9 protein-coding genes are annotated in these 11,986 nt (G+C 66.4%); 4 read left to right on the top strand and 5 right to left on the bottom strand.

Features of this window, described 5'->3' with window-relative positions; all coding sequences use genetic code 11:
- The first annotated feature begins 27 nt into the window (after positions 1-27).
- The 4 genes from KF715_07070 to KF715_07055 all read left to right on the top strand — a co-directional run bounded on the left by KF715_07070 (position 28) and on the right by KF715_07055 (position 4,399).
- Positions 28-846, top strand: a complete 819-nt coding sequence (locus KF715_07070) for an SDR family NAD(P)-dependent oxidoreductase (protein MBX3736429.1) — start codon at positions 28-30, stop codon at positions 844-846.
- 1 nt (position 847) lies between these two features.
- Positions 848-2,059 carry a glycosyltransferase gene (locus tag KF715_07065; GenBank protein MBX3736428.1) on the top strand — a complete coding sequence of 404 codons (1,212 nt, stop codon included), beginning with the start codon at positions 848-850 and terminating at the stop codon, positions 2,057-2,059.
- Positions 2,060-2,132: 73 nt separating this feature from the next.
- On the top strand, positions 2,133-3,356 hold the full coding sequence (locus KF715_07060; GenBank protein MBX3736427.1) for a glycosyltransferase: 1,224 nt from the start codon (positions 2,133-2,135) through the stop codon (positions 3,354-3,356).
- Entirely contained in the window at positions 3,353-4,399 is a 1,047-nt protein-coding gene (locus KF715_07055; protein MBX3736426.1) for a glycosyltransferase, read from the top strand. Before KF715_07060 ends, KF715_07055 begins: the two co-directional genes overlap by 4 nt.
- Before the next feature lie 10 nt (positions 4,400-4,409).
- Here the strand turns inward: KF715_07055 and KF715_07050 are convergent, their stop codons facing one another.
- The 5 genes from KF715_07050 to KF715_07030 are packed head-to-tail and all read right to left on the bottom strand — an operon-like array spanning position 4,410 to position 11,959.
- On the bottom strand, positions 4,410-5,606 hold the full coding sequence (locus KF715_07050) for an aminotransferase class I/II-fold pyridoxal phosphate-dependent enzyme (GenBank protein ID MBX3736425.1): 1,197 nt from the start codon (positions 5,604-5,606) through the stop codon (positions 4,410-4,412).
- 60 nt (positions 5,607-5,666) lie between these two features.
- Entirely contained in the window at positions 5,667-6,836 is a 1,170-nt protein-coding gene (locus KF715_07045) for a glycosyltransferase family 4 protein (protein MBX3736424.1), read from the bottom strand.
- 4 nt (positions 6,837-6,840) lie between these two features.
- Positions 6,841-8,328, bottom strand: coding sequence for a hypothetical protein (locus KF715_07040; GenBank protein ID MBX3736423.1), 1,488 nt, complete (start codon positions 8,326-8,328; stop codon positions 6,841-6,843).
- A 55-nt stretch (positions 8,329-8,383) separates the two neighbouring features.
- On the bottom strand, positions 8,384-10,414 hold the full coding sequence (locus KF715_07035; GenBank protein MBX3736422.1) for a hypothetical protein: 2,031 nt from the start codon (positions 10,412-10,414) through the stop codon (positions 8,384-8,386).
- Between the two features lie 51 nt (positions 10,415-10,465).
- Positions 10,466-11,959, bottom strand: coding sequence for a hypothetical protein (locus KF715_07030; GenBank protein ID MBX3736421.1), 1,494 nt, complete (start codon positions 11,957-11,959; stop codon positions 10,466-10,468).
- Positions 11,960-11,986: the final 27 nt, after the last annotated feature.

Below are 11,986 nucleotides of genomic sequence, written 5' to 3'. Positions count from 1 at the left end.
CGACTCCGGAGCGATTCGTCTGACCTGATGAGCGCCGCTCCGCTTTCGTCGCGCTACCGCACCGCCTTCGTCACCGGTGCCAGCACCGGTCTCGGGCTGGCGTTTACGGAGATGTTGCTCGCGGAAGGCGTCGAAGTCTGGGGCACCGCGCGCGAGGTGAAACGCCTCGCGTCGCGCGAGCGCTTTCACGCCATCGCGCTCGAACTCGGCGACGGCGCCGCGGCCGAGGGCGTTTTTCTCGCGGCCGATCACGCCGCCGCCGGCTTCGACATCGTGATCAACAACGCCGGTTTCGGGGCCTTCGGCGGTTTCGCCGAGAGCGATTTCTCGCTTTGGCAACGCCAGATGGAAATCATGCTCGTGAACACCGCGCGCCTGTCGCACGCCGCGCTCCGCGGCATGCTCACCCGCCGCCGCGGCGTCCTCGTGAACATCTCCTCGCTCGCCGCCGAATTCCCGATGCCCTACCAAGCGACCTACAACGTCGTGAAGTCCGGCCTCAGCGCGTTGAACGAGAGTCTGATGTTCGAGACGGCCGGCACCGGCGTGGCCGTGATAGATTTCCGGCCGGGCGATTACCGCACCGATTTCGAGGGCGCGGTCGTGCGCCCCGCAAAACTCGCCGACGCCAGACAGGAACGCGTCTGGGCCGCGTTTCATCGTCTCATGGAAGGCGGCCCCGCGCCCGCGCACGCGGCCGATTCGCTCCGTCGCGCCTTGCGCCGTGGCCGCAGCGGCACGGTGCGGACCGGACGTTTCTTTCAGGCGGTCGTGAGCCCGTTCCTCGCCCGTTTTGGTTCGCTGTCGCTCCGCCGCACGATCATCGGCCAATATTTCGATATCTGACATGGCGCGCGTTCGCATCCTCATCCTCACTTCCTCGACCGGCGCCGGCCACGATGCGCGCGCCCAAGCCTTCGCCGAGTGGTGCTTCGAGCTCTACCGCCACGACGTCGATGTGCGCATCGAGCAGATGCTCGAGAAATCCTCCACGTTCTTCCGCTGGGGCGTCGAATTCTACAACTGGATCCAGAAAAAATCCCCGTGGATTCACAAGGCGTTCTTCCTTTTCGTTGAGCTGCTCAGTCTCGTGAACCGTCGTTCGGTTTCCTGGGGTCGGCGCTACTACGAGAAGGTCCTGCTGGACTACCGCCCGCACCTCATCTTCAGCGTCCACGACTGCCTCAATCGCGGCTACTTCCAGCTCGCGCGCAAAATGCTCGGCGCGGACAAGGTGCGCTGCGCGACCTATTGTGGCGAGTTCTCCGGCGGCTTCGGTTACAGCGTGAACTGGGTCGAGCCGACGGCCGATCTCTACATCTCGCGCACGCCGACCGCCAGCGACTACGCCGTGAAACTCGGCATGCCCCGCGAGCGCACTCGCGTGCGCGGCCACCTCATGCGCCCGCGCGCGCACGTCGAGGTGCTCCGGACCGCCAGCGCGAGGCGCGATTACCTCGTCGACACCCTCGAATTGCGGCCGGACCTCTTCACGGTCTTCCTCGCCACCGGCGGCAATGGCGCGAACAACCATCTCGAACTTCTCCCGCGCCTCCTGCCCCACGGCGATCGCGTCCAGGCCATCGTCATCTGCGGGCGCAATCGCGACGCCTACAACGACGTCCTGCACTGGCGCAACGAGCACCCGGAGCTCAATTGCTTCGTCGACGGTTTCTCCGAGGATGTGCACCTCCTGATGCAGGTGAGCGACGCGATCGTCACGCGCGGCGGCACCACGACGTGCGCCAAGGCGCTGCATTTCGAGTGCCCGATCATCTTCAACGCCTTCGGCGGCATCATGCCTCAGGAAGAGCTTACGGTGAAATTCTTCCGCAACGGTCACGGCGCGGAAATTATCCGCAATGCGGACGATTTCGCCGCGCTGATCGCTCGATGGCAGACCACGCCGGACGATTACCGCGCCCTCCGCGAGCGGTTCCTTTCCCTGCGCTACGACGAAGAGCCGACGACGGTGGTCACCGAACTCGTCGACTTGGCGCAGCAAGTGAGCGGCTCGCACCTGAAGGCCCGCGCGTTTCCTCCGCCGAAGGGGAAGTGATCAACTCCTTCTCCGGCGACGGCCGCGCGGCGCATCTTTTTTGTGTCCCTTCGGCGCGCTTCGTGGCTAGTTCATCGGCTGCTTGGCTTCCCGTCCGCTCAAAGTCGCGTTTCTCTTCACGACCTTTCCGAAAACCTCGGAGACCTTCCTGCAACGTGACGTCGCGGCGCTGATCGAGCATGGTGTCGACGTGCGCCTCTATTCGTTGTGGGGCGGCGGCGGCGAATTCCGCGGTCGAACGGTGCGCACGTTCAATCTCTGGAATCTCGTGCCGTTGCTTCTGCTCACGATTCCGTGGAACTGCCTGCGTCGTCCGCGCATCGTGCGCGATCTGTTCGAGGGCGTGATCATGCGTGCGCCGCCGGCGTGGCTGAATTTCTGGGAGAACATGCTCGGCGCAGGCTTCGCCGGGTGCTTCTACCGCGAGTTTCGGCGCGACCCGCCTGATCTCGTGCACGGCGCGTGGGCGGGCGCGCCGGCGACTGCGGGCTGGCTGCTTTGGCGCATCCTCGGCCTGCCGTTCAGCTGCGGCGCGCATGCCTACGATCTCTACGAGCACGGCGGCGACTGGTGGCTGTTCGAGAAACTGCGCTTGGCGCGCTTCGTGCAGACCTCGACCGACACCGGCCGCCAATACCTCGTCGAGCACGGCATCGCACCGGAAAAGATCTTCACCATCCGGCGCGGGCTCGCGGAGTTTCCGGAGTTCAAGCCGCTGCGCGCGGCGCGTCGACCGCTGCGTCTGCTCTGTATCGCGCGACTCGTGGAAAAGAAAGGGCTGCGCCGTCAGCTCCGCATCTACGCGACGTTGCGCGAGGCCGGTTTCGCCTTCGAGGCGCGGATTGCCGGCGATGGACCTTTGCGCGAGGAGCTGCGCGCGCTCGTGGATTCGCTGGGCCTGTCCGGGCAGGTGAAGTTCCTCGGTCAGCTGCCGCATGAGCGGATTTGGAACGAACTCGCCTGGGCCGACGTGCTGCTGCACACCGGTGTCGTTGCGCCCAGCGGCGATCGCGACGGATTGCCGAACGTCATTCCCGAGGCGATGGCGGCGGGCGTGTTGGTGGTGAGTTCGCCGGTCTCGGCCACGATCGAGGCGGTGCAGCAGGAACGCACCGGCTTGGTGTGCGACGTCGATCTGCCGCTCGCGTGGCAGGTGGCGCTCGAACGCCTCGCGAGCGACGATGCTCTCACGGAGCGCCTGCGGCGGCAGGCGCGCGCGTGGGTGGAGGAAAATTACGATGCGCGGAAGAACACCGCCCGCCTGCGCGAGCTTTTCCAGTCGGTCGCCCGGCGATGATCTACTTCGACGTCACCAAAATGCATGCCGCCCGGCAGAAGTCGGGGCTCACCCGCGTGAGTTCGCGCCTGCTCGCGGAGATGCGGAATGAGGTCGTGCCGGTGGCGTGGCGCAAGGGGCGTTTCGCCACGGTCGAGGCGCAGCCGCGCAGCGTGGCCTTTGCGGCGAACGATTGGCTGCTCACGGTCGAGCTATTCAGCGGTGCAGAGCGCCCGGGTTTTCGCGAATTCATCGCGTGGCCGCCGTGCCGGCTGGCGGCGGTGTTCCCGGACGCGATTCCGCTCACTCACCCGCACATCACCTGGCCGCACAGCGTGCAGCGTCATCCGGATTACATGAAGCTGCTCGCGGGCTTCGATCGCGTGTGGGGCATTTCGCGCGCGGTGGAGCGCGATCTGACCGGCTTCTGGACGTGGCAGGGCGTGACGGTGCGCGCGCGGACCGGGGCGGTGGAACTCGGTTCGGATTTCGACGGCTCGGCGCGCGCCACGGTGGCTCCGCCGGCGCCGCGGCGCGGCTCGTTTCTCTGTGTGGGCATCATCGAGCCGCGAAAGAACCAGACCTTTCTTCTCGATGTGGCCGAGGCGTTGTGGCGCGCGGGCGCGGATTTCGACCTGCATATCGTCGGGCGCGTGAATCCGCATTTCGGCGAGCCGATCGTGAAACGCATCAAGACCCTCGCGAAACACGAGCGACGCCTGCAGCTGCACGTCGCCGCGAACGACGCCAAGCTCCGCGAACTCTACGCGCAGGCGAGTGCCGTGGCGTTCCCCACGATCGCCGAAGGCTGCGGCCTGCCGGTCATCGAGGCACTGTGGCGCGGCGTGCCGTGCGTGTGCAGCGATTTGCCGGTGCTGCGCGAGAACGCCGATCACGGCGGCTGCGTCGTCGCGAAAACGAACGATCATGCCGATTGGGCGGCGAAGCTTGGCGCTCTGGTGAGCGATGCGTCGTTGCAACAACGCCTGCGGGCCGAGGCGATCGCGCGTCCGCTGCCGACATGGAAGCAGACGGCAGAAAGCTTGCTGAACGGATTGCGCTGAGCGGAGTCGCTCAGAGCTGCTTCACGGCGTAGGCCATCGCGGCATGGATCTTCTCGAGATCCTCGTCGCTGTGCAGCGCGGAGACGGCGGTGCGGATCAGATCCTTGCCGGGAGGCACGGCGGGCGCGATGGACATGACGGTGAAGACGCCCTTCTCGAGGAGCGCCTGCCAGAAGCGGTAAACGAGCTCCTTCGAGCCGAGCACGATCGGCACGGCGGGGGTCTCGCTGTCCCAGGTGTCGAGGCCGAGGTTCTTGAGCATTTCGCGGTAACGCTTGGTGTTCCGCCACAGGCGTTCGAGGTGCTGCGGCTCGCTCTGCATGATGTCGAGCGAGGCGGACGCGGTGAAGGCCATGCTCGGGCTGATCGCGGCGCTGAAGAGCGTTTGCTTCGAGTTCGTGCGCAGATACTCGATGAGGTCCTTGCCGCCGGCGAGATAGCCGCCGGTGCTCGCGAGCGACTTGGACATCGAGCCGCAAATGATGTCGACCTTGTCGTTCAACTTGAAGTGGTCGACCGTGCCGCGGCCCTGGCGACCGAGCACGCCGAAGCCGTGGGCGTCGTCGAGCACCGTGAAACAGCCCGCCTCTTCGCCGAGCTGAGCGATCTCGGGCAGGCGGCAGATATGGCCTTCCATCGAGTAGACGCCCTCGACGACGAGCATTTTCGGCGTGTTGAAGGGAATGCTCTTCAGCACCTGGCGCAGATCCTCGGGGTTGTTGTGGCTGAAGCGCTCGACGGCCGCCATGGAGAGGCGCACGCCGTCCCAAAGGCAGGAGTGGATGTTCTTATCGGCGACGATCGTGTCGCCCTTTTGCGCAAAGGTCGCGACGGCGGAGCAGCACGAGACGTAGCCCGCGACACTGATGTGGCAGGCTTCGCGACCGAGGAACGCGGCAAGCTTTTCCTCGAGCTCGATGTGGTAGCCGCGCGAGCCGTTGGAGATGCGCGCGCCGGTGGTGCTGGTGCCCCACTTCTTCGCGGCGAGGCCAGCGGCTTCGATGACCTTGGGGTGGAACGACAATCCGAGGTAGTCGTTGCTCGAGAGCATGACCATGTCCCGCCCCTGCAGCCGAACATGCGTGCCCTGCTGCGCTTCCATCGCGTGGTAGTAGGGCTTGTATTTCAGGCGCATCTTCGTCGCGTAGTCGTCCTTCGCGCGCTCGATGATCGCCTTTTTGGTCTTGGTGAAGAGGGAAAGGGCCATGGATATCCGCCGCTGACTACGCGGCGAAAGGCAGGGGTTGGCAACCGCAAAGGCCGAACGTCAGTCCCGGCGCGGCAGCGAATCCATCCACGCCACCAATTCGCCGGCGTAGTCGCTCCACGAGCGGAATTTGCGCGCCCGCGCCTGCATGGCGAGATCCTTGGCAAGCGAGGCATCGAGCAGCAACTGGTGCATCGCGGACGCGAGGTTGGCGGCGTTCGTCGCTTCAAGCGTCAGCGCGCCGCCACCACGCGCCGCCTCGCCGAGCGCGCCGTGTCCCGAGCAGATGCAGGGGCGGCCGTGTTGCAGGCTTTCCAGCACGGGCAGGCCGAAGCCTTCGATCAACGACGGGTAAACCGTGAACGCGCAACGCGCGTAGGCTGCATGGAGTTTCTCGTCCGAAACCGGACCGTGATGGACGATCTTGCGGCCGCTCTCCCGCAGCGCCGCGATGCGCGCGAGCGCCGGCGCGGCCGTGTCGGCGCGGGCGAGGCCGATCAGCTCGAGCTCGAAATCGCGGCCTTCGCGCCAGAGCGTCTCGGCGGCTTCGAGGAGCGCGAGGTGGTTCTTGCGGCCCTCGATCGTGCTCACGCAGAGCACGCGCGGTGGGCCGTCGCGGGCGGCGCCGAGTGCGCTTGCGGGCACGGGATCGACACCGTTCGGGATCGCGCAAACCGGCGGCGTGCGGCGAACGTCCGCCCAGCGCCAGAAGTCGCGCAGGCTCGCCGCGGAGTCCTCGGAGACCGCCGCGACGCCGTCGAATTGCGCGAGTTCGACGAGGTAGCCGGGCAATCGCGCGACGGTGGCGGGCGGGGTGAGCTCCGGAAATTTCAGGCCGATGGCATCGTGAAAAACGGCCACGCGCGGGCCGCGCACCTGCGCGCGCAGTCCGGGCAGTTCGCCGGCGACTTTCACCGAGAAGAGTTCGGGCACCACGAGACCCTGCGCCGCGGGCAACGCGCCACGCCGGCCGAGCAGGCGTCGCGCGCGGCCGGCCAGTTTCTGGGCGAGCGTCCACTTCGCGCCGCGCGAGCCGCTGCCGCCGCCGTGGTCGCGCAAGGTCGCGAGCTCCTCCGCGGTGAGGCCGCGCCACGCGTGCTCGTGCGGATCGAAGCAGATCGGCGCCGCGCGGCCGCGTTTCTCCAGTTCGCGGAACAGCGAGCGCACCACGCGCTGGATGCCCGTCTGCGCGCGGGTGTGGCTGGTGTGAGTGGCGTCGAGGAGGATCACGGGGTCAGGGCGTGAGCTGCCAGATCGTGGTCAGCCCGCGGTGGGCGACCGGCTGCCAGTTGCCGGGCGCGAGGCGTTGAAAGCGATCCTTGTCCTCGAAGGAGAGCAGCGCGGCGAAGATCGGACGGTTGGCCAGTCGGGCGCCGTCGCGCAGTCGCGGCCAGGCGTCATCCATGGTGTCCCAGCGCACAATGCAGTAGTGCGTGGAAAAATAGAGCGCGCCACTGCCTTCGAGGCAGAGCACGACGCCGTTGGGCGGCACGGTGGCTGCGACGGTGGCGCAGAGCTCCGTGAAGTTCCCGCCGGCGGCGCCGATTCCGGCGATATCCAGCTCGCTCCAGTATCGCGGTGCCGGCACCAGCACAAGCAGCGCGGTCGCAAGCCACAGGCTCGCGCGCACGGCGCGATGGGTGATGTGCGCGGCGATGGCTTCGCCGCCCGCGAGGGCAAGCAGGATCAGCGAGGGAAATGCGGGCAGCAGGAAGCGCAGATACCACCACTCGCGGTGGGTGAAATAGTAGAAGGAGTAGAAGCCGGCGATGAGGAGCACCCAGAGTGCGTGGGCGGCCAGCGTCCGGCCGAAGCGGCGAGTGTTGAAGGGGGCCGCAAGCGCGCACAAGAACAGCGGCGACAGCGCGACGGGCAACCAGCGGAGGTAGTGCCCCAGACTGGCGGACAGCCATTGCCGTGAGAGGTATTCCCCGATGTTGCCGTAGCCTGTGGTCAGCACGCTGCCGAAGGAAAAGTAGTTCAATGCGCCGAATCCGAGTGCGGCGGGGAGCGTTCCGGCGGCGAACCAAATCCATCGTCCGCTCGGGCGTCCCAAGACCAGGGCCAGCGGCGCCGCGAGCAGGGCGTTGGTCGGGCGGAGCAGGACGGCCATTCCGAACGCCAGGCCGCAGGCGGCGGCGGAGCGTCGGCCGTCGCGCGAGGCCAGCCACAAGGCGAGCGAGCACCACACAAGCGCGGGCAGATCCGACATCGCTTGCACGGCGTAGGCGAGGTAGAGCGGCGAGCTGCCGAGCACCAGCACGCCGAGCCACGCCCAAGGGGTCGACAGTCCTGTTTGGCGAACCAAGGCGTAGGCGATGGCAAGACCGGCGCCGGCGTGGAGCGCCATGACGAGCAACGGGCCGGCCGACCATCCACAGAGGCTGGCGATGGCGAACAGAAGTGACAGTCCCGGCGGGTAGGTCGGCGTGATGTGTCCGGCAACAGTGTCGGGCACGAAGCCCAGCGGACAATAGACGAACGGCGGCAGCGTCGCCATCGGGAGTCCTTCGATGGTGCGCGGGAGAGCGTGGGACTGAGCGTGCAGGAGCGTGCGGGCCAGGTTGAAGTAACCGGACGCGTCAGCCCCGGCCGGCGCGATGGTGGCGTGTCGTGCGACGAAGATCCCGAATCCGGCGAGGACCAGGCCGAGCAAGGCCAGCTCGGTCAGGCGGAGCCGCGGACGCGCGGCCGAGTTGGCGCGGATGGAGGGAGGGCGCATCAACCGGGGAGTTTTCTTCCGGCGCTGGCGGGCTCAAACACAATTCTCTCTCCGTCTACCAGACTTCGCGGAACTTCAGGGAGTAAATGCCCCAACCGAGGATACGCGGATCGTCGGAGGTGCCCATTTCGCGCGGCGACTCGGCGGCGGGAAACTCGAAGACGATGGTGACGATCGGCTCGCGATTCCATACGCGTGCGGGAACGACGGCGCGGACGGTTTCCTGTTTCTCCAGTTGGAATTCGCCGACGGGCTCGCCGTTGACGGACAGGCGCATCGGCTGCACCGCCCGTTTCGGCGATTGATAGGGCCGCGCCTCGATGGCGATTTCGACGTCGCCGTTGGCGGGTTGGGCCGAGCGGAACTGGAAGGCGGCGCGAGGGAGGTTGGTCCAGGTGAAGCCCTCGTCGGGCGACGCGAAGCCGAACAGGGAGAATTGATCGAAGTTCCCCGTCGCCCGGCAGCTGATCAGGTCGCCGGTTGGATTGATCGAGCCGGGTTCGAAGAATACGCGCAGCCCGCGTCCGAGTTTCACGCTCGGTCCGGTGAGGTCGTGATGCGAGAACCGCCAGATCGAGTAACGCCCGAGAGTCCCGATGTCGGTTGTCGGCAGCGTGCGATAGGGGCCGAACATGAAGCCCCACGATTCGTCGACGCGGTAGCTGCCGCCCATGCGTTTCAGTGCGAGCGCGGTGCGGGCGACGTCGCCCCAGTCGTCGTGGTTGAAGACGAGAAATTTGGGGGCGTTCGGCTGCGGATCGGCTTCGAGTGCGGCGGCGGTGGCGTCGCGCCAGGCCGTGCTGGCGTTGTTTGTGGACGGTGGCGGAGCGGCCAGTTGGGAGTAGGCGAGGACGCCCGAGGCGCAGAGCAGGGCTCCGCCGAGGAGCGCACCGCGCGCCGGCAACAACTCGGCCAGAAGGATCGCCGCGAGCAGGGCGAGCGCGTAGAGGATGGAAAAGTAGAAATAGCCGTTGAAGGCGAACATGTCGCCGTTCTGGGCGCGCCCCCAGAGCACGACGGCGAAAACAGCCACTGCCGCGACTTGGCCCAGAGCGACGGCAAATCTCTCGCCTTCCGTGCGGACTTTTTTGCGTGCGATTTGCCGCATCCGCCAAGTCGTGAAGCCCAGCACGAGCGCCCAGATGGCGTAGGCCAGCGCGGCCGATCGCATGAAGCTGAAGTCGATGGAGCGCCCGGTCAGGTAATGTTCCTGGCGGTGCTCGTAGCCCAGGAAACTGAGGAAATAGACGATGGATTCGACGAAGGTGCGGTGCGGCTTCTCCGCGAGCAGGAATCGCAGGATCGTGGCCAGGTTGCTGCGAGAGCCATAGCTCAGGTCGATGACGAGCGGCACGGCGAAGGCGACGATGCCGGCCGCGGCGATCCCGTGCGGCCAGGGCGCAACCTGCCACGGTTTGCGCAGATCGCCGGCCTGTTTTCGTTGCCGCCACATGAGGGCGTAGCTTGCGGCAAACACTAGGCCGACAATCAACGGCTGCGCCACATGGCCGTGGACGAGCAGGCAGCCGGTGAGCACCAGGATGGGGAGATCCTCGACTCTCCCGGCGGCGACCGATGCCGCCGCCACCAGGAGGCAGAGCATGGGCATCAAGAGGGCGTGCGGCGGCCAGATGCTGGTGAACGCGTCGCCGGCGAGGCCGTAGTGGACGCCCGCGAGCGCGAGGGCGAGCGGCACCAGCCACGGCGAACGGACCCAGCGTGCGGCGAGCGTAAGGGCGAGCGCGAAGAAGAAAGTCTGGAGAATCGTGCCCGCGATCGCGTGCGCGTTATGCGGGGAGGGCACGACCTGCAGCCAGTCGTAGAGAATGTATTCACCGGCGGCGTAGACGTAGAAAAACGCAGGTCCCGGGTGGTTGAACTGGAATCGGGAATAGTTGCCGTAGATCTCGTTGAGGTGCTTGGCGCGTTCGATCTGCAGGGCATTGACGGCGAAATCCCCGTCTTCGTGCCATGCGGTCCGGAAAAGGAAGGCATGGTTGACCACGACCAGCACCAGCAGAGTGCCGATGAAAATGGAGCGGAGCGGTGAAGCGAAAACCCGATGCACGATAGCGAAACTCGCCATCAAGAAGAACAGGTGCGGCAAGGCGAGACGATTCCCCGCCCGGGAGTGATCTCAGCGAAGCTTCAGCTCGTAGAGGGTCTGACCGGCCCAGGGCGTGTCGAACTTACCGGCCTCGGTGGCGGAAAACCGGGTGAGCAGTTCACGGACTTCGGGATGGTCGACATGCCATGGCTCGGGAAGCACGAACACGCGCCGGCCGTGCCGCAGCGCCTCGTCGACGAGCTCGGAGGCGGCGGGATCGATGCAGACGAACGGCACGAGCGACGAATAAAGGTAGAAGCTGCTCGCGTGCTCCAGGGTGCCGATGAGGCTGCCTTCCGGCACCGTGGCGCAGACCTTCTCCACCAACAGGTGGTTGGGCAGACCGGTATCGCGGCGCCAGATTTCCGGCCGGTTGCGCGCATCGCGCAGATAGGCGAACGGCAAGACGGCGATCAGCAGGAGGGGAAGCACTGCCACCCATCGGGCATGAGGGAATGTCTTCCCCATCCATTGCCGGGCCCATTCGCAGCCATCGCCGGCCAGCAGAAAAAGACCGGCCATCCCAGGCAGAATGAATCGCGCCCACCACCAACGATCGGCGCCGCCACCGGCCCAGAACGAGTAGAACCCGACAAAGGTCAGCCACCACGCGAGGAGGAAGAAGCGTTCGCGGCTGGGCCGCACGAAGGCCAGTGCGGCGAACCCGATCACGATCGGGGTGAGGAGTTCCCATGTGGTGCGCAGGAAGAACGCGAAGAATTCCGGAAAGATGCGCGCCTCCATTCCGACCATGATGTTGCCGTAGCCTGTGCGCCAGGGGCGGCCGTAGAGCAGCGTATTGTAGACCGCGTAGATCGCGCACGGCACGATGAAATGGAGCAGGAAGCGCACACTGGTCCGGTCGCGTGGCAGCACGAGCAGCAGAGGCACGAAGAAAAGGACATTCGTCGGCCGCACGGCGAAGCTGAAACTGAAGATCCACGCTGCGAGACCGAGCCGCCCTTGTTGCCAGGCCAACAAGCCGCCCATCAGCGTCGTCGCCGCCACGAGGTCGCTCATCAACATCGTGCTCCCGTAAACGGTGAGCGGCATGAGCGCCCACGCCGCGGTGAGGAGCAGTGCCACAGCCTCGCTGGTGCGCCGACGCAGGAGCCGCAAGAGCAACGCGCACGAGAGCACCCCGATCGCCGGCGTGACCCACAACGGCGCCCGCACGAGGTGGCCGAGCGCCAGCAGCAATGGGAATCCGGGCGGATAGGACGGCGTGGGCACCCCCTGCTCACGAACCAGAAACCCCCACGGTGTTAGCGGACTCTTGTGCACGCTCTCGAAGTGCAGCGGCAGCGTGATCCGGCCCTCGCTGATCACTTTGCCCAGTTCGTAATAGCCGAACGAGTCCACGCCCCAGATGTAGCGCTGCCGGCACGACCCGTAGACGAGGAACAGGGCGAAAGCGGCAAACATCAGCAGCCCGCCGCGGTGGCGCTGCAGCCACGCGCGCCAAGCCCACCGGGATTCAGGTGAATCAGGAGCGGCAGCGGAAGGATGCGCAGGAGCGGGCATGGGAGCGAATTATGTGGGTGCGGCAGG

The sequence above is a fragment of the Candidatus Didemnitutus sp. genome (assembly GCA_019634575.1).
Classification (GTDB): domain Bacteria; phylum Verrucomicrobiota; class Verrucomicrobiia; order Opitutales; family Opitutaceae; genus Didemnitutus.
This window is presented reverse-complemented; position numbering and strand designations above follow the sequence as displayed.